This window comes from Pseudomonas sp. TE6283, from assembly GCF_054060555.1.
Genome location: NZ_JBSSDH010000010.1, coordinates 108,067 through 133,129, shown reverse-complemented (window position 1 = coordinate 133,129; position 25,063 = coordinate 108,067). Strand labels below are relative to the sequence as shown.

The following is a 25,063-nucleotide window of genomic DNA, read 5'->3' as shown; positions in this document are numbered from 1 at the left end:
GCGAAAGGGTCGCAGCGATCTCAGGGCTTGGCGACGTGCCAGACGTCCTTCATGCCATCGCCGGTGGTCTCCCCGGCCTTCTTGTCCTTGATGAAGGTGTACAACGGCTTGCCTTTGTAGGCCCATTGGCTGCTTCCATCATCACGCGTCACTACTGTCCAATCCCCTTCAGCCTTGGCTTCGGTCTCAGCCTTCAAAGGCGGCCAGTTGGTCGCGCAATCACCATTACAAACAGACTTGCCTGTCGTATCCTTGTCGAACGTGTAAAGAGTCATCCCCTTCTTATCAACCAACCTGCCATCCTTCTCATCAGCCTGATGATGAGCCGACGCCACCCCCGGCACTGCCAGCGCAGCGCAAAGGGCCATCCAGCTCAGCGTATGTCGTGTCATTGGAATCACCATTGTTTCGGGGTTGGATTGAATGTCCACACCGCCTTCGCGGCCCCCTGAAGCCTAGTCCAGTCACGCAATGTCGCCAGAACGGCCAATGTCCTGTCACACAGCTGCAATAATTCCGTTATCTAATGCGGGCCAAGACACCGTTCCTGGGAGAGGTAATTGAGCATGGTTGGCAGAAACATTCTGATCGTTGACGACGAAGCGCCTATCCGCGAGATGATCGCCGTTGCATTGGAAATGGCCGGCTATGACTGCCTCGAGGCCGAGAACTCGCAACAGGCCCACGCCATCATCGTCGACCGCAAGCCGGACCTGATCCTGCTCGACTGGATGCTGCCGGGCACCTCGGGCATCGAGCTGGCCCGCCGCCTCAAGCGCGACGAGCTGACCGGCGACATCCCGATCATCATGCTCACCGCCAAGGGTGAGGAGGACAACAAGATCCAGGGCCTGGAGGTCGGCGCCGATGACTACATCACCAAGCCGTTCTCACCCCGCGAGCTGGTGGCACGCCTGAAGGCCGTGCTGCGCCGCACCGGCCCGAGCGACAGCGAGGCGCCAATCGAAGTCGGTGGCCTGCTGCTCGACCCGATCAGTCACCGCGTGACCATCGACGGCAAGCCGGCCGAGATGGGTCCTACCGAGTACCGCCTGCTGCAGTTCTTCATGACCCACCAGGAGCGCGCCTACACCCGTGGCCAGCTGCTCGACCAGGTCTGGGGCGGCAACGTCTACGTCGAGGAGCGCACCGTCGACGTGCATATCCGTCGCCTGCGCAAGGCGCTGGGTGAAGCCTATGAAAATCTGGTACAAACCGTCCGCGGCACCGGCTATCGCTTCTCGACCAAGAGCTGATCGAAGCCCCGGCGCCCGCTGTACAAGGACTGTCAATTGAACCAGAACTGGCACGCGACCCTGATTCGCCACATGCTCCTGCTGATCACCGTCTGCCTGATCGGCGGGCTGGTCAGCGGCTACTACGGCTGGAGCCTGGCCATCGGCCTGGCCCTGTACCTGGGCTGGACGCTGAAGCAGCTGCTGCGCCTGCACGACTGGCTGCGCAACCACCAGCCCGACGAGGCGCCACCCGACGGCTATGGCCTGTGGGGCGAGGTGTTCGACAGCATCTACCACCTGCAGCGCCGCGACCAGCGCGTGCGCGGCCGCCTGCAGGCGGTGATCGACCGGGTCCAGGAATCCACCGCCGCCCTGCGCGACGCGGTGATCATGCTCGACAGCGAAGGCAACCTGGAGTGGTGGAACCGCGCCGCCGAGACCCTGCTGGGCTTCAAGACGCCGCAGGACGGCGGCCAGCCGGTGACCAACCTGGTCCGCCACCCGCGCTTCAAGGAGTACTTCGAGTCGGACAACTACGCCGAGCCACTGGAGATTCCGTCGCCAATCAACGACCGGCTGCGCGTACAACTGCACCTGACCCGCTACGGCAACAACGAACACCTGATGCTGGTGCGCGACGTGACCCGTATCCACCAGCTGGAACAGATGCGCAAGGACTTCGTCGCCAACGTTTCCCACGAGCTGCGCACGCCGCTGACGGTGATCACCGGTTACCTGGAGACGCTGCTGGACAATGTCGAGGACGTGAACCCGCGCTGGAACCGCGCCCTGCAGCAGATGAGCGCGCAAGGCTCGCGCATGCAGACCCTGCTCAACGACCTGCTGCTGCTGGCCAAGCTCGAGGCCACCGACTACCCCTCCGACAACCAGCCAGTGCTGGTCGACACCCTGCTCGGCGCCATCAAGAACGACGCCCAGGCCCTGTCGGGCCCGCGTAACCAGCGCATCAGCCTGGAGGCGACGCACGGCATTCGTCTAAAGGGCAGTGAGTCGGAGCTGCGCAGCGCGTTCTCCAACCTGGTGTTCAACGCGGTCAAGTACACCCAGGACGAAGGCAATATCCGCATCCGCTGGTGGGCCGACGAACAGGGCGCGCACCTGAGCGTGCAGGACTCGGGGGTGGGGATCGAGGCCAAGCATCTGCCACGCCTGACCGAACGCTTCTACCGGGTCGACTCCAGCCGAGCGTCGAACACCGGCGGCACCGGGTTGGGGCTGGCAATCGTCAAGCATGTGCTGATGCGCCATCGCGGGCGGCTGGAAATCAGCAGCGTGCCGGGGCATGGCAGCACCTTTACCTGCCACTTTGCGCCGGCGCAATTGGTCGCAAACAAAGCCTGACAGTACCGGGGCTGCTTTGCAGCCCTTTGCTTTTACGGCTCCAGCCGCTACATTGGATCCCCCGTGCCAGCCATCGCTGGCACTTTTTTTCTCTCCATTGCAAAGACGGACCCCGTAAAAACTCCATCATGGACCCTTCCCCTGGTATCAGCCTCACCTCGTTGTTCGCCGATTTCGGCATGATTCTCTTCGCCTTGTTCCTGGTGCTGCTCAACGGCTTCTTCGTTGCCGCCGAGTTCGCCATGGTCAAGCTGCGCTCCACCCGGGTCGAAGCCATCGCCGAGCTGCACGGCTGGCGTGGCAGCATCCTGCGCAAGGTGCACAACCAGCTCGACGCCTACCTGTCGGCCTGCCAGCTGGGCATCACCCTCGCCTCCCTGGGCCTGGGCTGGGTCGGCGAGCCGGCCTTCGCCCACCTGCTCGAGCCGCTGCTGGCTGCCGTGGGCGTGGACAGCCCGGAGCTGGTCAAGGCGATCTCGTTCTTCGTCGCCTTCTTCGTGATCTCCTACCTGCACATCGTCGTCGGCGAGCTGGCACCCAAGTCCTGGGCGATCCGCAAGCCCGAGCTGCTGTCGCTGTGGACGGCCGTGCCGCTGTACCTGTTCTACTGGGCGATGTACCCGGCCATCTACCTGCTCAACGCCAGTGCCAACACCATCCTGCGCATCGCAGGCCAAGGCGAGCCCGGGCCGCACCACGAGCACCACTACAGCCGCGAGGAGCTCAAGCTGATCCTGCACTCCAGCCGCGGCCAGGATCCGAGCGACCAGGGCATGCGCGTGCTAGCCTCGGCCGTGGAGATGGGCGAGCTGGAGGTGGTCGACTGGGCCAACTCCCGCGAGGACATGGTCAGCATCGACGCCCATGCGCCGCTGAAGGAAATCCTCGCCCTGCTGCGCCGCCACAAGTTCAGCCGCTACCCGTTGTATGACGCCGAGCGCGAGGAATTCACCGGCCTGCTGCACATCAAGGACCTGCTGCTGGAGCTGGCCGAGCTGGACCACCTGCCCGAGACCATCGACCTTGAAGACCTCGCCCGCCCGCTGGAGCGCGTGTCGCGGCACATGCCGCTGTCCCAGTTGCTGGAGCAGTTCCGCAAGGGCGGCGCGCACTTCGTGCTGGTGGAGGAAGCCGATGGCAAGGTGATCGGCTACCTGACCATGGAAGACGTGCTGGAAGTACTGGTCGGCGATATCCAGGACGAACACCGCAAGACCGAGCGCGGCATCCTCGCCTACCAACCCGGCAAGCTGCTGGTACGCGGTGATACGCCGCTGTTCAAGGTCGAGCGCCTGCTGGGTGTCGACCTGGACCATATCGAAGCGGAAACCCTGGCTGGCCTGGTCTACGAGACCCTCAAGCGCGTGCCCGAGGAAGAGGAAGTACTGGAGGTCGAAGGCCTGCGCATCATCATCAAGAAGATGAAAGGACCGAAGATCGTGCTGGCCAAGGTGCTCAAGCTCGATTGATCCTTTGGGGCCGCTTTGCGGCCCCAAAAGCCTCAAGGGTTGCCGGCAGTGAAATCCGGCAACCCGTTAATCGGTCGGTCGAACTGGTACGGTATCGACTCCAGCGCCAATCCCACATTGCGCTGCACCACGAAATGCAGGTGCGGCCCGCTGCTGTTGCCGGTGTTGCCCGATTTTGCAAGCGCCTGTCCCTGGGCCACCCGCTGCCCCTCGCCCACCACCACCGAACCACGCATCAGGTGCAGGTACACGCCCATGGTGCCGTCAGGGTGCAGGATCCTGACGAAATTGCCCGCCGGGTTGTTGCCCCGCCCGCTCTGGTTGTTCTCGATCTTCACCACCACCCCACCCCGCGCCGCGATAATCGGTGTGCCCTCGGGCATGGCGATGTCCATGGCGTAGCGGCCCTTGGGCCCGAAATGGCTGAACCGGCCATTGGGGCCCTGGCTCAGGCGAAACGGTCCGCCCTTCCAGGGAAAGGGATAGCGATAGCCCTGCGGGCGCTGCCCCGGGTCGCCCATGGCATAGCGAAACTGGGTGTCGTACCTGAGGCTGCCCCCCTGGCGGGCCTGGACCACACTGAGCACCTGGGTCGAGCGCGGTGGCACCAGGCGCCGGACGATACGCGGGGCATTACCGCCCTGGGCATTGGCCAGGCGCTCCACACGCAGTTCCACCTCCATGGGTACGAACAGTTCATTGCGAGCGACAAAGCGCACGCCACCGGCAAAGGGCTCGGTTTTCAGGCGAACCTGGCCATCCAGGCGCTCGACCATGGGCTCACGAAACACGAAGGCCTTGGCCCCGGGGCTCGGGCGATCGGAATAGGAGACCACGCCGAAGGTGTCGGTGGTCTTGTAGACGGTCATGGCCAGGCTCGACGCCGAGGCCATGAGCAAGGCACAGAACAGCAGCAGGCGGGCGGGCGGCATGGTAGTGGCTTTTTGACAGTTGTGTTCTGTCGAAGCCTAGCAGCCGAATTTGAGAGGGATATGACAGTTGGTCGGGATGCTGGCGGTGTGACGTGGGAGCGGGCAAGCCCGCTCCCACGCGCGGCTCAAGCGGCGATCAGGCCCCAGGCGTGAAGTGCTTCTGCGCCGTCCCGCGAGCAATCAGCCGCGACAGGTAGTCGAGCTTCTGCGCATCCTGGTCGACGAACTTGAAGGTCAGTTGCAGCCAGTCGCTCTCGGGTTTGGGCTCCAGCGCCGCAATGGCGTGCAGGTAGCCGTTCAGCCGCGCCGTTTCGGCGTTCTCGCCTTGCTCCAGGTCCAGCACTGCGCCTTCGAGCACCTGTGGCAGGTTGGCGCTGCGACGCACCACCAGCAGGGCTTCCTTGAGGCTGAGGGCCTTGATTACGCACGGCTGGGGGCCGCTGGCCAGGCGCAGTTGGCCCTGGCCACGACCGCTCTGCGCCGAGGGGGCGGCAGCCTTGGGCGTCGGTGCGTTGATCAGCGGCTTGGCGAGCGCGGCGGCAGGCGCCGGTGCCGCGACCTTGGCCGCTTCCGGACGACCGCCGGTCAGGGCGCTGAGCGAGTCGTTGGCGAACGCCGAGTTGACTCGCGCCGGCGCGCTGGACATCAGGCTGTCGAGCTTGCCGATCTTGGTCAGCGACTTCTTCACCTTGGTCAGCAACTGCTCGTTGGTGAACGGCTTGCCGACGAAGTCGGACACACCGGCCTGGATGGCCTGGATCACGTTTTCCTTGTCACCACGGCTGGTCACCATGATGAACTGCATGGTCTTCATCTCTTCCTGCTGGCGGCACCAGGTCAGCAGTTCGAGGCCGGACATCTCCGGCATCTCCCAGTCGCACAGGACCAGGTCGAAACGTTCCTTGCTCAGCATGGCCATGGCCTTGCGGCCGTTGACCGCGTCCTCGATCACCATGCCGGGGAAGGCATTGCGCAGGCACTTCCTCACCAGATCGCGGATGAACGGGGCATCGTCCACGACCAGCACATTCACTTTACTCATCGATATTCCTCTTGAATCCCGGCTAGCATACCGCCGACTGATGGCCATTTGCCAAACCACTGGTCACGCCGGGACTTCTCACACGGTTCGCGGGTGCCTGCTGGTGCTCGACCGCAAACGAAAACGCCCGGCGGTTGCCGGGCGTTCATGCTCGGGAGCAATCCTATTTATCGTCCGGTTCAGCCGGAACATTAGCGATTTCGCCCTCATCGAACGCTTCGCCCTGCACCTCGGCCTTCATGCGCTTGAGGCCCATGTGGCGCACGTCGGTGCCGCGCACCAGGTAGATCACCAGCTCCGAGATATTGCGCGCGTGATCGCCAATGCGCTCCAGCGAACGCAGGGCCCAGATCACGCTGAGCACGCGGGAGATCGAGCGCGGGTCCTCCATCATGTAGGTGACCAGCTCGCGCAGCGCGGTCTTGTATTCACGGTCGATGGTCTTGTCGTACTGCGCCACCGACAGCGCCAGGTCGGCATCGAAACGGGCGAAGGCGTCCAGCGCGTCGCGAACCATGTTGCGCACCTGGTCGCCGATGTGGCGCACTTCGACGTAGCCGCGCGGCGACTCGCCTTCCTCGCACAGCTGGATGGCGCGGCGGGCGATCTTGGTCGACTCGTCGCCGATGCGCTCCAGGTCGATCACCGACTTGGAGATGCTGATGATCAGGCGCAGGTCGGAGGCCGCCGGCTGGCGACGGGCGAGGATGCGCACGCACTCCTCGTCGATGTTGCGCTCCATCTGGTTGATCTGCTCATCGACCTCGCGCACCTGCTGGGCCAGGCCCGAGTCGGCCTCGATCAGCGCGGTGACGGCGTCGTTCACCTGTTTCTCGACCAGCCCGCCCATGGCCAGCAGGTGGCTGCGCACCTCCTCGAGTTCGGCGTTGAACTGCTGGGAGATGTGGTGGGTAAGGCTTTCTTTGTTGATCATCGTTTCGCTCCGCGAAGCAGCTGCAAGCTTCTAGTCGTTCGTATCGTTCCCTGGCAAGAAGAATCCATTGTGGGAGCCTGCCCCCACGGGTCACCCCCTAGCCATAGCGACCGGTGATGTAGTCTTCGGTCTGCTTCTTCGCCGGGTTGGTGAACAGGGTGTCGGTGTCACCGAATTCGACCAGTTTGCCCATGTACATGAACGCGGTGTAGTCCGAAACGCGGGCTGCCTGCTGCATGTTGTGGGTCACGATGACGATGGTGTACTTGGATTTCAGTTCGTAGATCAGCTCCTCGACCTTCAGGGTCGAGATCGGGTCCAGCGCCGAGCACGGTTCGTCGAGCAGCAGCACTTCAGGCTCCACGGCGATGGTGCGGGCAATCACCAGACGCTGCTGCTGACCACCGGACAGGCCCAGGGCCGAGTCGTGCAGGCGATCCTTGACCTCATCCCACAGCGCCGCGCCCTTCAGCGCCCACTCGACGGCTTCGTCGAGCACACGCTTCTTGTTGATGCCCTGGATGCGCAAGCCATAGACCACGTTCTCGTAAATGGTCTTGGGGAACGGGTTGGGCTTCTGGAACACCATGCCCACGCGACGGCGCAGCTCGGCCACGTCCTCGCCCTTGCGGTAGATGTTGCTGCCGTACAGGTTGATGGCGCCTTCCACGCGGCAGCCGTCGACCAGGTCGTTCATGCGGTTGAACGTCCGCAGCAGGGTGGACTTGCCGCAGCCGGACGGCCCGATGAAGGCTGTCACGCGCTGCTTGGGGATGTTCATGCTGACGTCGAACAGCGCTTGCTTGTCGCCGTAGAACAGGGAAAGCCCGGGAACTTCGATGGCCACGGTCTCTTCGGCCAGGCGCAGGCTCTGCTTGTCGCGGCCCAGGGCCGACATGTCGATGCCGTGGGCGTGGGATTCATGCTGCATGGTCAACTCCATACGCTATCAATTCGTTTCAAAGGGCCGCCCGCTGTTCGGGCGGCACGCTTGCAATCAGGATCAGTGGTCGAGGGCCTTGTACTTCTCGCGCAGGTGGTTACGGATCCACACCGCCGAGAGGTTGAGGGTGGCGATCACCAGCACCAGCAACAGCGCGGTGGCGTACACCAGTGGCCGCGCGGCCTCGACGTTGGGGCTCTGGAAGCCGACGTCGTAGATGTGGAAGCCCAGGTGCATGATCTTCTGGTCCAGGTGCAGGTACGGGTAGTTGCCGTCCACCGGCAGCGACGGCGCCAGCTTCACCACACCCACCAGCATCAGCGGGGCCACTTCGCCGGCGGCGCGGGCCACGGCGAGGATCATGCCGGTCATCATGGCCGGACTGGCCATCGGCAGGACGATCTTCCACAGGGTCTCGGCCTTGGTCGCGCCCAGGGCCAGCGAGCCCTCGCGCACGGTGCGCGGAATTCGCGCCAGGCCTTCCTCGGTGGCCACGATCACCACCGGTACCGCCAGCAGCGCCAGGGTCAGCGAGGCCCACAGCAGGCCGGGGGTGCCGAGGGTCGGCGCCGGCAGCGACTCGGGGAAGAACAGCCGGTCGATCGAGCCGCCCAGCACGTAGACGAAGAAGCCCAGGCCGAACACGCCATAGACGATCGCCGGAACGCCGGCCAGGTTGTTCACCGCGATGCGGATCAACCGGGTCACCGGGCCCTGCTTGGCATACTCGCGCAAGTAGACCGCGGCCAGCACGCCGAACGGGGTGACGATCACGGCCATGATCAGGGTCATCATCACGGTGCCGAAGATGGCCGGGAAGATACCCCCCTCGGTGTTGGCCTCACGCGGGTCGTCGCTGAGGAACTCCCACACCTTGGCGAAGTAGGCCCCCATCTTGGTCAGGCCGGACATGGCGTTCGGCTGGATGGCGTGGACCACCTTGCTCAGGTTGATCTCCACCTCGCGACCATTGCCGTCGCGCGCTACCAGGCTGTCGCGGGCAAAGGCCTGGTGCAGGCCGGTCAGGCGCTCCTCGATGGCCTTGTAACGGTTGTTCAGCTCGGCACGTTCGGCGTCCATGTCGGCCTGGGCGGCGGCGTCCAGCTTGCCGTCCAGTTCCAGCTTGCGACCGTGCAGGCGCAGGCGCTCGAGGCCATGGTTGATGGCGCCGATATCCTTCTTCTCAAGCTTCACCAGCTGGTCGTTGAGCTCGCTGGCGCGCTTGAGGCGGGCCTGCAGCTCGTTCCAGGCCTCGGGGCCCTGGGCGACCACACGCCCCTCTTCCTTGACGCTGACCAGGTAACCGTAGAAGTTGCCCCACTCACGGCGTTCCAGGGCGATCAGGTCGGCAGGCTTTTGCTGGTCCACCAGCCACTCGCCAACCACCCAGGTGAAGTCACTGCCGTTGAGGTCGCGGTTACCGACCTTGATCAGCTCTCGGGTCATGAACTCCGGGCCCTGCTCGGGCACCGGCAGGCCGGCACCCTTGAGGCGTTCACGCGGTACTTCTTCCTTCTGCACCACTTCACCGATGACCACGTGGTCGGCCTGGCCCGGCACCTTGTAGGTGGCCTGGACCAGGTCGGCCGGCCAGAAGTGGCCCAGGCCGCGCACGGCGATCACGGCCAGCAGGCCGACGGTCATGATGACCGCCATGGCGACCGCGCCACCACTGATCCAGACGCCGGGGGCGCCGCTCTTGAACCAGCCTTTGAGGGAATCCTTTTTCACGGATCTCTACCTTTCTATCAAAGCGACGAGTATTTCTTGCGCAGGCGCTGGCGAATCAGCTCGGCCAGGGTGTTCATCACGAAGGTGAACAGCAGCAGCACGAGGGCGGCGAGGAACAGCACACGATAGTGGCTGCCGCCGACTTCCGATTCGGGCATTTCCACGGCCACGTTGGCGGCCAGGGTGCGCATGCCCTCGAACAGGTTCATCTCCATCACCGGCGTGTTGCCGGTGGCCATCAGCACGATCATGGTCTCGCCCACCGCACGGCCCATGCCGATCATCAGCGCCGAGAAGATGCCCGGGCTGGCAGTGAGAATGACCACGCGGGTCAGGGTCTGCCACGGCGTGGCGCCCAGCGCCAGCGAACCCAGGGTCAGGCTGCGCGGCACGCTGAACACGGCGTCTTCGGCGATGGAATAGATGTTCGGGATGACCGCGAAGCCCATGGCGATACCGACCACCAGGGCGTTGCGCTGGTCGTAGGTGATGCCCAGGTCGTTGCTAATCCACAGGCGCATGTCGCCCTTGAAGAACCAGCTCTCGAGGAACGGGCTCATGTACAGGGCGAACCAACCGATCACCAGGATCACCGGGATCAGGATCGCCGCTTCCCAGCCATCCGGGATGCGCAGGCGGATCGACTCCGGCAGGCGGCTCCAGCCGAAGCCGGCGAGCAGGATGCCGATCGGCATGATCACGAACAGGCTGAACACGCCCGGCAGGTGGCCTTCCAGGTACGGCGCGAGGAACAGGCCGGCGAAGAAGCCGAGGATCACCGTCGGCATCGCTTCCATCAGCTCGATCACCGGCTTGACCTTGCGGCGCATGCCCGGGGCCATGAAGTAGGCGGTGTAGATGGCGGCGGCGATGGCCAGCGGTGCGGCCAGGATCATCGCGTAGAACGCGGCCTTGAGCGTACCGAAGGTCAGCGGCGACAGGCTCAGCTTGGGCTCGAAGTCGGTGTTCGAGGCGGTCGACTGCCAGACGTATTTAGGCTCGTCGTAGTTCTCGTACCAGACCTTGCCCCACAGCGCGCTGAAGGAGATCTCCGGGTGCGGGTTGCGCAGGCTCAGCGGCAGCAGCTTGCCGCCTTCCTCGATGATGATGCGGTTGGCGCGCGGCGACAGGGCCAGCACGCCGGCGCCTTCGGCGACTGGCTCGACCAGCAGGGTGCGGTGTGCGGTGCTGTGAAACACGCCCAGCTTGCCTTCGCTATCCAGGGCGATGAAGCCCTTGCGACGCTCTTCGGCGTCGATCTGCACCACCGGGGCCTTGCCCAGCTGGAAGCTGCGGATCAGCTTGAAGCGCGACTCGCCATCCGGGTCGCGGGCCATGAACCACTGGCTCAGGCCGCCCTTGGAGTCACCGAAGATCAGCGAGATGCCGCCGACCAACTGGGCGGTCGCGGTGATTTCGGCGTTGCCGTCTTCCAGCAGCTTGTAGCGGCCATTGAGGCTCTTGTCGCGCAGGCTGAACACGTCGGCGGTGGCGCGGCCGTTGACCACGTACAACCACTGCTGGCGCGGGTCGATGAAGATGTTCTTCACCACCTCGGTCATCTGCGGCAGCTCGATGCGGTTCTGCTCGATGGTGACCTCGTCGGTCATCATGTTCTCGGTGCGCGACAGTTCGATCACCTGCAGGTGCGCGCCGGTGGAGCCGGCCAGCAGCAACGTGTCGCCATTGACGTTGACGCTGACGTGTTCCAGTGGGCGGCCCTGGTCATCCAGGGTGAACAGGTCCTGACCATAGGGGTAGTCGATACCCGGGTCGATGGTCTTCTTGTTGTCCGGATAGGTGATCTTGTAGGTGTGGTGGAACACCAGCGCCTGGCCGTTGGACAGGCCCAGCACCACCAGCGGACTGCCTGGCTGGTCGCTGCTGATCGAGCTGACCTGGGCGCCCGCGGGCAGCGGCAGGTCGACGCGCTTCAATTCGTTGCCAGTCTTGGTGTCGAAGAACAGCGCCTGGCCCTTGTCGGAAACACGCATGCCCACGAGGTTCTGCTCCTCGAGGGCGATCATCAGGGGTTTGCCGGCGTCCTGCTGCAGCCAGGTCGGCTCCAAGGCCTTTTTGCTGGTCAACTCGGCGCCCTGGAACAGCGGCAGCACCACGTAGGCCAGGTAGAAGAAGATCAGCGTGATCGCTGCCAGCACGGCGAGGCCGCCCACCAGGACGTACCAGCGGGTCAGACGGTCCTTGAGGGCGCGCATGCGGCGCTTGCGTTGCAACTCGGGCGTATTGAAATCAATGCGCACGGGAGGAGAATTTTGGGTCATTGTGGAGTTGGCCAGATCATTCATGCGCACACCCTAGCGGTCCCGTATGACAAAAACATGACAGTGCAGTGACGCAAAAAAGCCCGCCGCTCAGGAGCCCTGGCTTCGGACTAAGGAATTCGTGGAGGAGGCCGGCATTGTGGTCACCGGCCTCGTCCTCAGTTACTTACTTCTTTGCAACGTTACCCGCGTGGGACAGGCCCAGGTCAGCCAGGGTCTTGTCGACCACCTTGGCTGGCAGCGGGATGTAGCCGTCCTTGACGACAACCTGCTGGCCGGCCTGCGACAGCACCAGCTTGACGAACTCGGCTTCCAGCGGGGCCAGAGGCTTGTTCGGCGCCTTGTTGACATAGACGTACAGGAAGCGGGACAGCGGGTAGGTACCGTTCAGGGCATTGGCTTCGTTGTCTTCGACGAAGGTGCCGCCGTCTTTCTTGGCCAGAGGCACGGTCTTGACGCTGGCGGTCTTGTAGCCGATGCCCGAGTAGCCGATGCCGTTCAGCGAGGAGCTGATCGACTGCACGACCGAGGCCGAGCCAGGCTGTTCGTTGACGTTAGGCTTGAAGTCGCCTTTGCACAGGGCTTCTTCCTTGAAGTAGCCGTAGGTGCCCGATACCGAGTTGCGACCGAACAGCTGGATTGGCTTGTTGGCCAGGTCGCCGGTCACGCCGACGTCACCCCAGGTCTTGATCTCGCTCTTGCCACCGCACAGGCGGGTGGAGGAGAAGATGGCGTCGACCTGGGCCATGGTCAGGCCCTTGATCGGGTTGTCCTTGTGCACGAACACGGCCAGGGCGTCGACGGCGACCGGGATGGCGGTCGGCTTGTAGCCGTACTTCTGCTCGAAGGCCTGCAGCTCGACGTCCTTCATCTTGCGGCTCATCGGGCCCAGGTTGGCGGTGCCTTCGGTCAGCGCGGGTGGCGCGGTGGAGGAGCCGGCGGCCTGGATCTGGATGTTTACGTTCGGATATTCCTTCTTGTAGGCCTCGGCCCACAGGGTCATCAGGTTCGCGAGGGTGTCGGAACCGACGCTGGAGAGGTTGCCCGACACACCGGTGGTCTTGGTGTAGGTCGGGATTGCAGGATCGACAGCGGCGACCGCATTGGCGGCAGCGACGCCAGCGGCGGCAAAGGTCAGGGCCGCCATCAAACGCTTCAGTTTCATGCCTTGCTCCTAGCAGGAATATCGTGGGTTGTGAGATGGAACGGGCCCAAGTATCTGCAGGCCGCATGAACACTCTATGACTCGAATATGACAATTGGATGAAAGGCCATCACCGGGAACCGGGATGGCCTTTACAGGATGTTGCAGAGGGGGAATTTAGAGCGGGTGTCAGCGTTTGCGAGCCAGCAAATAGGTGCCCACCAGCAGACCAACGGCACACAGACATGCCACGTAGTAGGCTGGCGCCATCGGGCTGAACTTGAGCAGCGCGGTGACCACCATAGGCGTCAACCCACCGAAGATCGCGTAGGCCAGGTTGTAGGAGAACGACAGGCCGCTGAAGCGCACCACCGGCGGAAACGCCTTGACCATCACGTACGGCACGGCACCGACGATGCCCACGCACAGGCCAGTCAGGGCGTACAGCGGGAACAGCAGGTCCGGACGGGTCGGCAGGCTGTGGTAGAAGGCCCAGGACGACGCCAGCAGCGCCAGGCTGCCGACGATGAACACGCGACCGGCGCCGAAGCGGTCGGCCAGGCTGCCAGCACCGATGCAGCCCAGGCTGAGCAGCACGATGGCCAGGCTGTTGGCCTTGAGCGAATCCGTTGGGCTCACGTGATAGAGGCTTTGCAGCAATGCCGGAGTCATGAGGATGATCACCACGATGCCGGCCGACAGCAGCCAGGTGAGCAACATCGACAGGATGATCGCGCCGCGGTGGTCGCGCAGTACCGCGCGCAGCGGCAGTTCCTCGGCCAGGGCCTTTCGCGCCTGCATCTCGGCAAACACAGGGGTCTCATGCAGCCAGCGGCGCAGGTAGACCGCGAAGAAGCCGAACACCCCGCCCAGGAGGAACGGAATACGCCAGGCGTAGTCCGCCACTTCCTCGGGGGTATAAAGCGTGTTGATCAGCGTCGCCACCAGCGAGCCAAGCAGGATGCCCGAGGTCAGGCCCGCTGTCAGGGTGCCGCAGGCATAGCCGGTGTTGCGCGCTGGCACGTGCTCGGAGACGAACACCCAGGCGCCCGGCACCTCGCCGCCGATGGCCGCGCCCTGGATCACCCGCATCAACAGCAGCAGGATCGGCGCCCACAGGCCGATCTGCGCATAGGTGGGCAGCAGGCCCATCACCAGGGTCGGCACGGCCATCAGGAAGATGCTCAGGGTGAACATCTTCTTGCGCCCGAGCAGGTCGCCGAAGTGGGCCATGACGATGCCGCCCAGGGGGCGCGCCAGGTACCCGGCGGCGAAGATGCCGAAGGTCTGCATCAGGCGCAGCCATTCGGGCATGTCGGCGGGGAAGAACAACTTGCCGACCACCGTGGCGAAAAACACGAAGATGATGAAGTCGTAGAACTCCAGGGCTCCGCCCAGGGCGGACAGCGAGAGGGTCTTGTAGTCACTGCGGGACAGCGGCCGGGACGGCTGCTCGATACTGCTCTGCACGGAGGTCATCGCTGTTCTTTCTCTTGTAGGTCTGCGGACCGCTTGGCATGCGGTTTCTGGATTGGATAGGCAGCGAAGATAGCAAATTGCCGAGCCGCGCTCATAGCGGTACAAAATCCATACAGATATTCATGAATGTGCGGTCGTCGCTGGCTGTGCAGGTATATATACTGCCCGCTCGTAGGAAAAGGTTGCTTCCATTTTGGGAAGTTGTGCGAAAACGTCGGTCATTGTTGTCAGACTGTTTCGCAGAGATTCCCTTTGGCCGCCTCGCGAAGCGAAATCAGCGTAGTATGCGTGATGCTGAATCGTTTTTACGGCGTCCTTCATTGCGCCACCAACGAAGCTTCACGGGTCAGAGGCCCCACGGCATGATTGAGCTCGAACAAGAAGATCCTATCCCGCAGGGCGACCTGGCCTTGCAGATCACCGCGCTGCCGCGCGAGACCAATGGTTTCGGCGATATCTTCGGCGGCTGGCTGGTCGCCCAGATGGACCTGGCCGGCACCGCCATGGCCAGTCGCGTCGCAGGTGGCCGGGTGGCCACGGTGGCCATCGACCGCATGGCATTCCTGGTGCCGGTGGCAGTGGGCGCGCAGCTGTCCTTCTATACCCAGACCCTGGAGATCGGCCGCAGCTCGATCCAGATGATGGTCGAGGTGTGGAGCGACGACCCGCTGTCCAGCGAATGGCGCAAGGTCACCGAAGCCGTGTTCGTGTTCGTCGCCATCGATGGCAGCGGTCGCACCCGCTCGGTGCCTCGTCGCTGAGCCGAGCGAGCGGTAAACTCATTGCACGTCACCGGGTCCAACGGCCTGACAGACAATCAATGAGACGAGCGCAATGGCTAACTTCAAGGTCGAGACCGAGCTTCACGGCGAACTCAATTGCTGGCGCATCACCAGCGACCAGGCCGAACTATTGATCGCCCAGCAGGGCGCGCAGGTCCTCAGCTACCAGCGAATCGGCGAACCGCCGCTGCTATGGCTGAGCGACCAGGCCATTTTCCGCAAGGGCAAGTCGGTGCGCGCCGGCGCGCCGGTGTGCTGGCCGTGGTTCGGCATCTTCGATCGCAACCCGGATTCGGTCAAAGCCATGTTCAAGGGCGAGCAGCCACCGGCCCATGGCCTGGTGCGCGGGCGCGACTGGCAGTTGCTGGGGGCCGAGGAGCACGGCGAAAACCTGCACATCGAATTCGAACTACCCGAAGCCCAGGGCGATCTGCCGGGTTGGGCCCACGAAGTCCAGCTCAAGCTGCTGGTGGAACTGGGCGACCAGCTGAAGCTGACCCTGACCAGCTACAACCTCGGCAATACCGACGTCACCCTGAGCCAGGCCCTGCACAGCTACTTCGCGGTAAGCGAAGTGCGCCAGGTGCAGGTGGAAGGCGTGGACGGGTTGGCCTATATCGAAACCCTGGCCAACTGGGAGCAGCGCCAGCAGCAGGGCAACCTGGGCTTTACGAGCGAGACCGACCGCATCTACCTGAATGCCCCCGAGCGCCTGGCCATCGTCGACCCGCACTGGAACCGACGGATCACCCTGCAGGCCGGCGGCTCACGCACCGCGGTGATCTGGAACCCCTGGACCGACCGCGCCCGCGACCTGCCGGACATGGCCGACGATGGCTGGCAGCGCATGCTGTGCATCGAGACGGCGAATGTGATGGATGACGTGGTGGTGCTCAAGCCGGGGGCGAGTCATGCGCTGAGCGTGGCGATCGGTAGCGAAGCGCTCTGTTAATGCCATCGCGGGGCAAGCCGGGTCGCCGCATCGCCGCTCCCACGACTATCACGTGGGAGCGGGCTTGCCCCGCGATTGGTCCAATCACAGATCAGCATCCTCCACCACCCTCACCTGCCCCGCCTCCAGCGCATACGCCGCATCCGCCAGGTCATTGCTGACCGTCTCCACCTTCAGCGTGCCGGTCACCCACAACGGCGTATAGATGTCGTCGATCTTCAACCCTTTCGGATAACGCACCTGCACCAGCTGGTTCGGTGGCGGTGGCGGCACGTGAATGCAAGCACCAGGGTACGGCACGAGGAAGAACAACGTGCTGTTGCCCTTGGCATCGCTTTCCAACGGCACCGGATACCCGCCCAGGCGGATCTGCTTGCCGTTCATCGCCGCCACGGTCTTGGTCGAGTACATCACCGCCGGCAAGCCCTTGCTCTGCTTCAGGCCACCCTTGGCAGTGAAGGTCCCCTGGGCTTCCGGGGAGTCGTGGTCGATCTCGGGCATCTGCTCGAGGGCTTTCTGGTCCGACTTGGGCATCAGCTCAAGCCAGTCGGTCTCGGGCAATTCGGCATGGGCCAGGGCGCTGGCCAGCAGCAGGGGGACGAGGAATAACGCACGCATGGGAATGCTCGGCAACTCGGGGATTGAATTGCCGGCATTCTAACGTGTGTTCAGCTCTTCTTGATGAAGCCGTAGATCACCAGGAGGATGATCGCGCCGACCAGGGCCCCGAAGAAGCCCGCGGCCTGCCCGGCCTGGTAGATGCCAAGGGCTTGCCCGCCATAGGTGGCAGCCAGGGAGCCGGCGATGCCGAGGAGGATGGTCATGATCCAGCCCATGCTGTCGTCACCCGGTTTCAGGAAACGCGCCAGCAGGCCGACGATCAAGCCAATGAAGATGGTTCCAATGATGCCCATGGCAATCCCTCTGTGATGAACATGAAACATGCCAAAGCCTAGTCAGCGCTTTGGCATGTTGCCATCTCAGAGCGGCATTGCCGGGCAGAAGTTCGATCAGCCGGCGATCAAGGCCTCTACTTCGGCAATCTTGGCCTTGAGGGTGGCCATGTCGGCGCAGCGCAGGGTGGCATGGCCGACTTTGCGTCCGACCTTGAACGCCTTGCCGTAGTGGTGCAGGTGGCAATCGTCGATGGCCAAGACCTTGTCCACTGGCGGTACTTCGCCGATGAAGTTGAGCATGGCGCTCTCACCCACCTTGGCGGTCGAACCCAACGGCAGGCCGGCGACGGCACGCAGGTGGTTCTCGAACTGGCTGCACTCGCTGCCTTCGATGGTCCAGTGCCCGGAGTTGTGCACGCGCGGGGCGATCTCGTTGGCCTTCAGGCCGCCGTCGACCTCGAAGAACTCGAACGCCATGACACCGACATAGTCCAGCTTCTGCAGCACGCGGCCGACGTAGTCTTCGGCCAGGGCCTGCAGCGGATGCGCGTCGCTGGCCACCGACAATTTCAGGATGCCGCTGTCGTGGGTGTTGTGCACCAACGGGTAGAAGCGGGTTTCGCCATCGCGGGCACGCACGGCCACCAGCGACACTTCGCCGGTGAACGGTACGAAACCTTCCAGCAGGCAGGGCACGCTGCCCAGCTCGGCGAAGGTGCCCACCACGTCCTCGGGCTTGCGCAGGACCTTCTGGCCCTTGCCGTCATACCCCAGGGTACGGGTCTTGAGCACGGCCGGCAGACCGATGCTGGCGACGGCGGCATCCAGGTCCGCTTGCGAGAGGATGTCGGCGAAAGCCGGGGTCGGAATCCCCAGGTCGCGGAACATGCTCTTTTCGAACAGACGATCTCGGGCGATGCGCAGGGCCTCGGCACTCGGGTAGACCGGTACGAACTGCGAGAGGAAGGCGACGGTTTCGGCCGGCACGCTCTCGAATTCGAAGGTCACCAGGTCGACTTCGTCGGCCAGCTGACGCAGGTGGTCTTGGTCGCCGTAGTCGGCGCGAAGGTGCTCGCCCAGCGGGGCGGCGCAGGCGTCCGGGGCCGGGTCGAGGAAGGCGAAGTTCATGCCCAGCGGGGTGCCCGCCAGGGCCAGCATGCGGCCCAGCTGGCCGCCACCGATTACACCGATCTTCATAGCGTCAACCTCAAGCCTGGCGCGGGTCTGGATTGTCCAGAACGGTGTCGGTCTGCTCCGTGCGGAACTGCTTGAGCGCCGCGTGGAACTGCGGGTACTTGGCGCCCAGGATGCTTGCCGACAGCAGCGCGGCATTGATCGCGCCGGCCTTGCCGATGGCCAGGGTGGCCACGGGAACACCAGCAGGCATCTGCACGATCGACAGCAGCGAATCGACACCCGACAGCATCGACGACTGCACCGGCACGCCCAATACCGGCAGGTGGGTCTTGGCGGCGCACATGCCCGGCAGGTGGGCGGCGCCGCCAGCACCGGCGATGATCACCTCGATGCCGCGGCCCTCGGCCTCCTCGGCGTACTGGAACAGCAGGTCCGGGGTACGGTGGGCGGAAACCACCTTCACCTCGTAGGGAATGCCGAGTTTTTCCAGCATATCGGCGGTGTGGCTAAGGGTGGACCAATCGGACTTGGAGCCCATGATCACGCCAACCAGTGCACTCATCGTCGAGCCTCTTCGCTTGTGCGCCCGCGGGCGCGTCAAAAAACAACAAGCCACGCGGGACGACCGGCGTGGCTTGTTTGCTGATCATGACCGGATCTATCCGGTCGAGGGGCCGCGCAGTATAGCGTAACGCGAGGCGATCACGGCACCCCCGGCGACCAACTGTCGCCCTTATTTTTCGGGGGTTTGGCTGACTTTCGAGTCAACCGATCCACCCTCCAGCTTGCGCCACAGCAACCGCACGTTGGCCTTGCGCACCAGCGCGCAGCGGTACAGGCGGATTTCCAGCGGCACATGCCACTGGCTGCCGCCACAGATCACCAGTTCGCCACGCTCCAACTCGCCGCGCATCGACAGCCTCGGCACCCAGGCGATGCCCATGCCTTCGAGGGCCATGCTCTTTAGACTGTCGGCCATCGCTGTTTCATAGACAGTGGTATAGCGCAGGTTGCGCTGGCGCAGCAGCAGGTTGACCGAACGGCCGAGGAAGGCACCGGCGCTATAGGCCAGCAGCGGCACGCTGCCCTCACCCTCCAGGTCGAACAGCGGCTTGCCGTCCGGGCTCACGGCGCACACCGGAAGCATTTCGGTGGTGCCCATGTGCAACGACGGGAAGATCTCGGCGTCCATCTGCAAGGCGGCGTCCGGGTCATAGAAAGCCAGCATCAGGTCGCAACCGCCCTCGCGCAATGCATGAACGGCATCGCCAACGTTGGTGGCCACCAGGCGCGTGGCGATGTTCAAGCCATCGTTGCGCAGCTGCGCCACCCAGCGCGGGAAAAAGCCCGACGCCAGGGAGTGCGCAGCCGACACCTGAATCACCTCGCCCTGCCCGCCCTCAAGGTGGTGCAAATGGCGGAGAACTTCGCTCAACTGGTCGACAACGGTACGCGCGGTGACGAGAAACAGCTGGCCGGCCTCGGTCAGTTCGATAGGTGTGCGGGAACGATTCACCAAGGTCAGCCCCAGCGCCGCCTCCAAGCTGCGTATGCGCCGGCTGAAGGCCGGCTGGGTGACGAACCGGCGCTCGGCCGCCTGGGAAAAACTGCGGGTTGAGGCCAGGGCACTGAAGTCCTCCAGCCATTTGCTTTCGAGGTTCATCGACTACTCCGCAACGCGTGCACCAAAATGGAACACGCTCGATTGTCAATCGGCGTCACATCAAACCGTATGCCGTTTGTGCATAGGTTAGCGTGCAACAGCATTGGCCGCAAAATCCGGGCAGCCCTAGCATTGGCGCCATTCCGGCAGGTGCCGGGTCAAAATCGAGATGATATCCATCATGTCCTCCGCTGCATCGTTCCGCGTCGAAAAAGATCTGCTTGGTACCCTTGAAGTCCCTGCCGATGCCTACTACGGCATCCAGACTCTGCGCGCTGCCAACAACTTCCACCTCTCCGGCGTTCCGCTGTCGCACTACCCGAAACTGGTAGTCGGCCTGGCGATGGTCAAGCAGGCCGCTGCTGACGCCAACCGTGAGCTGGGGCACCTGAGCGATGCCAAGCACGCTGCCATCACTGCAGCCTGCGCCCGACTGATCAAGGGTGATTTCCACGATCAGTTCGTCGTGGACATGATTCAAGGCGGTGCCGGCACCTCCACCAACATGAACGCCAACGAAGTCATCGCCAACGTCGCGCTGGAGCACATGGGCCACCAGAAAGGTGAGTACCAGTACCTGCACCCGAACAACGACGTGAACATGGCGCAGTCGACCAACGACGCCTACCCGACCGCGATCCGTCTGGGCTTGCTGCTGGGCCACGACGCCCTGCTGGCCAGCCTCGACAGCCTGATCCAGGCCTTCGCCGCCAAGGGTAAAGAGTTCGACCACGTACTGAAGATGGGCCGTACCCAGCTGCAGGACGCCGTGCCGATGACCCTGGGCCAGGAATTCCGCGCCTTCGCCACCACCATGACCGAAGACCTGCAGCGCCTGCGCTCGCTGGCTCCGGAACTGCTGACCGAAATCAACCTGGGCGGCACCGCCATCGGCACCGGCATCAACGCCGACCCGGGCTACCAGGCCCTGGCCGTGCAGCGCCTGGCGACCATCAGCGGCCAGCCGCTGGTCCCGGCTGCCGACCTGATCGAAGCCACCTCCGACATGGGCGCCTTCGTGCTGTTCTCCGGCATGCTCAAGCGTACCGCGGTCAAGCTGTCGAAGATCTGCAACGACCTGCGCCTGCTGTCCAGCGGCCCACGCACCGGCATCAACGAGATCAACCTGCCGGCGCGTCAGCCGGGCAGCTCGATCATGCCAGGCAAGGTCAACCCGGTGATCCCGGAAGCCGTCAACCAGGTGGCCTTCGCCATCATGGGCAACGACCTGGCCCTGACCGTCGCCGCCGAAGGTGGCCAGTTGCAGTTGAACGTGATGGAGCCGCTGATCGCCTACAAGATCTTCGACTCGATCCGCCTGCTGCAACGCGCCATGGACATGCTGCGCGAGCACTGCATCGTCGGCATCACCGCCAACGAACAGCGCTGCCGCGAACTGGTCGAGCACTCGATCGGCCTGGTCACCGCCCTGAACCCGTACATCGGCTACGAAAACGCCACCCGTATCGCCCGTGTCGCCCTGGAAACCGGCCGCGGCGTGCTGGAGCTGGTGCGCGAGGAGAAGCTGCTGGACGAAGCGATGCTCAACGACATCCTGCGTCCGGAAAACATGATCGCTCCCCGTCTGGTTCCGCTGAAGGCGTAACCCAGGCCGCTGCAAACAGTCTCACCAGGTCGAGGGACTAGACACCTCTCAACCTTTCAAGGGCCCGAGCGCACGCTCCGGGCCCTTTTTTTGTGCCTGGGATTCGATATCGTCCGAGCGGCATGCAACTTGCTCTCCAAAGCTTCTCAGCCCAATGGGACGCCGAGCATGCTGCACAGCCACCTCACCACCCTCAACGCGGTTTCGCTGATCCTCCAGGTGTTCCAGGAGATGGGCGTCGACCCGCGGCAGCTGCTCGCCGGCAGCGGCATAGGCCCGGCGGACCTGGGCCACGCCGATGCGCGCATCACCACCCAGCAGGAGCTGCAGGTGTGCGCCAACGCCGTGGCCCGGCGTGAGGACATCGGCCTGGAACTGGGCCGGCGGATGCATGTGTCGTGCTACGGGATGCTGGGTTACGCCCTGCTCTCCAGTGCCACTTTGGGTGACGCCCTGCGCCTGGCACTGAGTTATCCGGCACTGCTGGGAACAGTCTTCCAGCTGCGCCTGGTGGACGACGGCCAACGGGCCTGGCTCTGCGCCAGCGACCATTACGACGCCCCCGGCCTTGCCGCCTTCAACGCCGAGTTCTGCCTGGTGTCGCTGAAGGTGATCTGCGATGACCTGCTCGGCCGCCCGCTGCCGCTGCTGGCGGCGCGCTTCGAACACTCGCGTCCCGGTTACCACGCGCTCTACGACGGTGCGTTCCAGTGCCCGCTGGGCTTCCAGGCCAGCGACAACGCCTTTGCCTTCGAGCGCCGCTGGCTGGACATGCCGCTGCCGCTGGCCGACCCGATCACCCACAAGGCCATGGGCGAACGCTGCAGGCGCCTGAACCTGGAGTTCACCGGACGCCAGGCCTGGCTCGGACGCATTCGCCAGTTGCTGATCCAACAGTTGGATGCCGCGCCCGGGCTGGAGGGGCTGGCACGGCAAATGAACTGCTCGTCGCGCACCTTGCGCCGGCACCTGCAGGCGCTGGGCAGCAGTTATCAACAGCTGCTCGACGAGTTGCGCTTCGAGCGGGCCAAGCAACTGCTGGCCGAGGAGCAGATGCCGATCTATAGGATTGCCGAATCACTGGGGTTCAGCGAGACCGCGAGTTTCAGGCATGCGTTCCAGCGCTGGAGCGGCGTTGCGCCCAGCCATTTCCGCGGCTGACCACCCCGCGATGCGGTCGGCACAGGTGATGGCCATATCTATCCCCTTTTGGCCATTCATGCCGTTCTCCCTGCATCAGGCCAGCCAGCACAATCGGCCCACGCCAGTCATAAACGGAGAACAACACGTGCTGACGATCTATTCCGATGACCACCGCCTGCACCATGGCCGCTGCGAGCTGATCGACGGCCAGCTGATGCCCTGCTTCGAAATGCCTTCCCGCGCCGACCACGTCCTGGAGCAGGTGCAAAAGCGCAACCTCGGCCCCGTGCAAGGCCCCACCGATTTCGGTCGCGCCCCACTGCAACGTATCCACAGCACCGACTACCTGAACTTCTTCGAAGGCGCCTGGGCTCGCTGGGCCGCACTCGGCCACGACGGCGACCTGCTGCCCTTCACCTGGCCGGCGCGCACCCTGCGCCAGGTCAAGCCCACCGGCCTGCACGGCGAACTCGGCTATTACAGCTTCGACGCTGGCGCACCAATCACCGCCGGCACCTGGCAGGCCGCCTACAGCGCAGCGCAAGTGGCCCTGACCGCCCAGGCCGCGATCCAGCAAGGTGCCCACGCGGCCTTCGCCCTGTGCCGCCCGCCGGGACACCACGCCGCCGCCGAGGTGATGGGTGGCTACTGCTACCTGAACAACGCCGCCATCGCCGCCCAGGCCTTCCTTGACCAGGGCCGGCGCAAGGTGGCCATCCTCGATGTCGACTACCACCACGGCAACGGCACCCAGGACATCTTCTACACCCGCAACGATGTGTTCTTCGCCTCGATCCACGGCGATCCGCAGGACGAGTTCCCGTTCTTCCTGGGCTATGCCGACGAAGTCGGCGAAGGCCCGGGCGAAGGTTGCAACATCAATTACCCACTGCCCGCCGGCAGTGATTGGGCCGCCTGGAGCGCGGCATTGGAAGACGCCTGCCAGCGCATCGCCGCCTACGACGCCGAGGTACTGGTGATCTCCCTCGGCGTGGACACTTTCAAGAACGACCCGATCTCCCAGTTCAAGCTCGACAGCCCGGACTATCTGGAAATGGGCAAGCGCATCGCCCAGCTGGGCAAGCCGACCTTGTTCGTGATGGAGGGTGGCTACGCTGTGGAGGAAATCGGCATCAACGCGGTCAATGTGCTGGAAGGCTTCCAGCACGCCCATCCAGGAGCCTGAACATGGTCCGACTCAAGCGTCTGCTCGCCCCGCTCATCGCCACCGGCCTGCTCGCCGGCGCGCTCCAGGCCCATGCCGACCAGCGCACCCTGCGGGTCTACAACTGGTTCGACTACATCACCCCGCAGACCCTCACCGACTTCCAGAAGGACAGCGGGGTGAAGCTGGTCTACGACATCTTCGACACCAACGAGGCGCTGGAGGCCAAGCTGCTGACCGGCAACTCCGGCTACGACGTGGTGGTGCCGTCCAACGTGTTCCTCGCCAAGCAGATCGAAGCGGGCGTGTTCCAACCGCTCGATCGCGCCAAGCTGCCCAACTGGCAACACCTGGACCCGGCGCTGATGAAGCTGATCGAGGCCAACGATCCCGGCAACAAGTTCGCCGTGCCCTACATGTACGGCACCGTGCTGATCGGCTTCAACCCGGACAAGGTCAAGGCGGTGCTCGGCGACAACGCCCCGGTGGACAGCTGGGACCTGATCTTCAAACCGGAGAACATCGCCAAGCTCAAGCAGTGCGGCGTGGCGCTGCTCGATTCACCGTCGGAGATCCTGCCGCTGGCCCTGTCGTACCTGGGTCTGGACCCTAACAGCGGCAAGCCGGCCGACTATCGGAAAGCCCAGGACCTGCTGCTGAAGATCCGCCCGCATGTCACCTACTTCCACTCTTCCAAGTACATGGCCGACATCGCCAATGGCGACATCTGCGTGGCGGTGGGTTATTCGGGCAGCTTCTCCCAGGCCGCCAACCGCGCCCGCGAGGCAAAGAATGGCGTGACGGTGGACATGCGCCTGCCCAGGGAGGGGGCACCGATCTGGTTCGACATGCTGGCGGTCCCGAAGAACGCGGCCAACCCGGAGGATGCCCATGCCTTCATCAACTACCTGCTGCGGCCTGAGGTGATCGCGCCGATCAGCGATTTCGTCGGCTACCCGAACCCGAACAAGGATGCGAACGACAAGGTCAGCCCAGCGATCCGCAACAACCCGAACCTGTACCCGACAACGGAGGCGATGGCCAAGCTGTATACCTTGAAGCCACTGCCACGGGATGCCGAGCGGGCACGCACCCGGGCCTGGACCAAGATCAAGTCGGGGACCTGATATCGGTTGGGGCGCTTTGCGCCCCTTCGCGGGTAA

The 25,063-nt window shown here is 64.0% G+C and carries 23 protein-coding genes; 9 read left to right on the top strand and 14 right to left on the bottom strand.

Annotation, left to right across the window (positions count from 1 at the left end):
• Positions 1–20: 20 nt before the first annotated feature.
• Positions 21–392: a COG4315 family predicted lipoprotein gene (locus tag ACVWZ5_RS15490; protein WP_062575617.1), complete on the bottom strand. Its 372-nt coding sequence runs from the start codon at positions 390–392 to the stop codon at positions 21–23.
• Positions 393–566: 174 nt separating this feature from the next.
• Here ACVWZ5_RS15490 and phoB point away from each other — a divergent pair, with 174 nt between their 5' ends.
• The 3 genes from phoB (at position 567) to ACVWZ5_RS15475 (ending at position 4,069) form a co-directional block, all read left to right on the top strand.
• The gene (gene phoB / locus ACVWZ5_RS15485; RefSeq protein ID WP_003253341.1) at positions 567–1,256 is read left to right on the top strand and encodes a phosphate regulon transcriptional regulator PhoB; all 690 of its coding nucleotides are present in this window, start codon (positions 567–569) and stop codon (positions 1,254–1,256) included.
• Positions 1,257–1,328: 72 nt separating this feature from the next.
• A complete protein-coding gene (gene phoR, locus ACVWZ5_RS15480; RefSeq protein ID WP_230962692.1) occupies positions 1,329–2,600 on the top strand; it encodes a phosphate regulon sensor histidine kinase PhoR in 1,272 nt (423 codons plus the stop codon).
• A 128-nt stretch (positions 2,601–2,728) separates the two neighbouring features.
• The gene (locus ACVWZ5_RS15475; protein WP_062575619.1) at positions 2,729–4,069 is read left to right on the top strand and encodes a hemolysin family protein; all 1,341 of its coding nucleotides are present in this window, start codon (positions 2,729–2,731) and stop codon (positions 4,067–4,069) included.
• Between the two features lie 32 nt (positions 4,070–4,101).
• Here the strand turns inward: ACVWZ5_RS15475 and ACVWZ5_RS15470 are convergent, their stop codons facing one another.
• The 8 genes from ACVWZ5_RS15470 to ACVWZ5_RS15435 form a co-directional block, all read right to left on the bottom strand.
• Positions 4,102–5,001, bottom strand: coding sequence for a peptidoglycan DD-metalloendopeptidase family protein (locus tag ACVWZ5_RS15470; protein WP_084942344.1), 900 nt, complete (start codon positions 4,999–5,001; stop codon positions 4,102–4,104).
• Between the two features lie 136 nt (positions 5,002–5,137).
• Positions 5,138–6,043 (bottom strand): response regulator, encoded by a 906-nt coding sequence (locus ACVWZ5_RS15465; protein WP_062575620.1) that lies wholly within the window; start codon positions 6,041–6,043, stop codon positions 5,138–5,140.
• Positions 6,044–6,206: 163 nt separating this feature from the next.
• On the bottom strand, positions 6,207–6,977 hold the full coding sequence (phoU, locus tag ACVWZ5_RS15460; RefSeq protein WP_023630537.1) for a phosphate signaling complex protein PhoU: 771 nt from the start codon (positions 6,975–6,977) through the stop codon (positions 6,207–6,209).
• Between the two features lie 97 nt (positions 6,978–7,074).
• Positions 7,075–7,908 (bottom strand): phosphate ABC transporter ATP-binding protein PstB, encoded by an 834-nt coding sequence (gene pstB, locus ACVWZ5_RS15455; protein ID WP_028689970.1) that lies wholly within the window; start codon positions 7,906–7,908, stop codon positions 7,075–7,077.
• 72 nt (positions 7,909–7,980) lie between these two features.
• Positions 7,981–9,651 (bottom strand): phosphate ABC transporter permease PstA, encoded by a 1,671-nt coding sequence (gene pstA / locus ACVWZ5_RS15450; RefSeq protein ID WP_062575621.1) that lies wholly within the window; start codon positions 9,649–9,651, stop codon positions 7,981–7,983.
• A gap of 17 nt (positions 9,652–9,668) precedes the next feature.
• Positions 9,669–11,957 carry an ABC transporter permease subunit gene (locus tag ACVWZ5_RS15445; RefSeq protein ID WP_457340720.1) on the bottom strand — a complete coding sequence of 763 codons (2,289 nt, stop codon included), beginning with the start codon at positions 11,955–11,957 and terminating at the stop codon, positions 9,669–9,671.
• Positions 11,958–12,099: 142 nt separating this feature from the next.
• Entirely contained in the window at positions 12,100–13,098 is a 999-nt protein-coding gene (locus ACVWZ5_RS15440) for a phosphate ABC transporter substrate-binding protein PstS (protein WP_062575623.1), read from the bottom strand.
• A 168-nt stretch (positions 13,099–13,266) separates the two neighbouring features.
• Positions 13,267–14,556: an MFS transporter gene (locus ACVWZ5_RS15435; protein WP_062360101.1), complete on the bottom strand. Its 1,290-nt coding sequence runs from the start codon at positions 14,554–14,556 to the stop codon at positions 13,267–13,269.
• Between the two features lie 362 nt (positions 14,557–14,918).
• Between ACVWZ5_RS15435 and ACVWZ5_RS15430 the strand changes: the two genes are divergently transcribed.
• Positions 14,919–15,317 carry an acyl-CoA thioesterase gene (locus ACVWZ5_RS15430; protein ID WP_003253317.1) on the top strand — a complete coding sequence of 133 codons (399 nt, stop codon included), beginning with the start codon at positions 14,919–14,921 and terminating at the stop codon, positions 15,315–15,317.
• Positions 15,318–15,390: 73 nt separating this feature from the next.
• Positions 15,391–16,290, top strand: coding sequence for a D-hexose-6-phosphate mutarotase (locus ACVWZ5_RS15425; RefSeq protein ID WP_457340719.1), 900 nt, complete (start codon positions 15,391–15,393; stop codon positions 16,288–16,290).
• Positions 16,291–16,374: 84 nt separating this feature from the next.
• On the opposite strand, the gene ACVWZ5_RS15420 is transcribed toward ACVWZ5_RS15425, so the two are convergent.
• The 5 genes from ACVWZ5_RS15420 to ACVWZ5_RS15400 form a co-directional block, all read right to left on the bottom strand.
• Positions 16,375–16,908, bottom strand: a complete 534-nt coding sequence (locus ACVWZ5_RS15420; protein WP_457340718.1) for a DUF3299 domain-containing protein — start codon at positions 16,906–16,908, stop codon at positions 16,375–16,377.
• A 50-nt stretch (positions 16,909–16,958) separates the two neighbouring features.
• Positions 16,959–17,204 (bottom strand): GlsB/YeaQ/YmgE family stress response membrane protein, encoded by a 246-nt coding sequence (locus ACVWZ5_RS15415; protein ID WP_011536441.1) that lies wholly within the window; start codon positions 17,202–17,204, stop codon positions 16,959–16,961.
• A 96-nt stretch (positions 17,205–17,300) separates the two neighbouring features.
• Positions 17,301–18,383, bottom strand: coding sequence for a 5-(carboxyamino)imidazole ribonucleotide synthase (locus ACVWZ5_RS15410; protein ID WP_062575625.1), 1,083 nt, complete (start codon positions 18,381–18,383; stop codon positions 17,301–17,303).
• Positions 18,384–18,393: 10 nt separating this feature from the next.
• Positions 18,394–18,885 (bottom strand): 5-(carboxyamino)imidazole ribonucleotide mutase, encoded by a 492-nt coding sequence (gene purE / locus ACVWZ5_RS15405; protein WP_050707559.1) that lies wholly within the window; start codon positions 18,883–18,885, stop codon positions 18,394–18,396.
• A 171-nt stretch (positions 18,886–19,056) separates the two neighbouring features.
• On the bottom strand, positions 19,057–19,986 hold the full coding sequence (locus ACVWZ5_RS15400) for a LysR substrate-binding domain-containing protein (RefSeq protein ID WP_062575626.1): 930 nt from the start codon (positions 19,984–19,986) through the stop codon (positions 19,057–19,059).
• A 181-nt stretch (positions 19,987–20,167) separates the two neighbouring features.
• On the opposite strand from ACVWZ5_RS15400, the gene aspA reads away from it, so the two are divergent.
• The 4 genes from aspA (at position 20,168) to ACVWZ5_RS15380 (ending at position 25,027) form a co-directional block, all read left to right on the top strand.
• Positions 20,168–21,592, top strand: coding sequence for an aspartate ammonia-lyase (gene aspA, locus ACVWZ5_RS15395; protein ID WP_028689979.1), 1,425 nt, complete (start codon positions 20,168–20,170; stop codon positions 21,590–21,592).
• A gap of 168 nt (positions 21,593–21,760) precedes the next feature.
• Positions 21,761–22,753, top strand: coding sequence for an AraC family transcriptional regulator (locus ACVWZ5_RS15390; RefSeq protein ID WP_280070581.1), 993 nt, complete (start codon positions 21,761–21,763; stop codon positions 22,751–22,753).
• Positions 22,754–22,880: 127 nt separating this feature from the next.
• Entirely contained in the window at positions 22,881–23,921 is a 1,041-nt protein-coding gene (locus ACVWZ5_RS15385; RefSeq protein WP_062575628.1) for a histone deacetylase family protein, read from the top strand.
• Between the two features lie 2 nt (positions 23,922–23,923).
• The gene (locus ACVWZ5_RS15380) at positions 23,924–25,027 is read left to right on the top strand and encodes an extracellular solute-binding protein (RefSeq protein ID WP_457340717.1); all 1,104 of its coding nucleotides are present in this window, start codon (positions 23,924–23,926) and stop codon (positions 25,025–25,027) included.
• Positions 25,028–25,063: the final 36 nt, after the last annotated feature.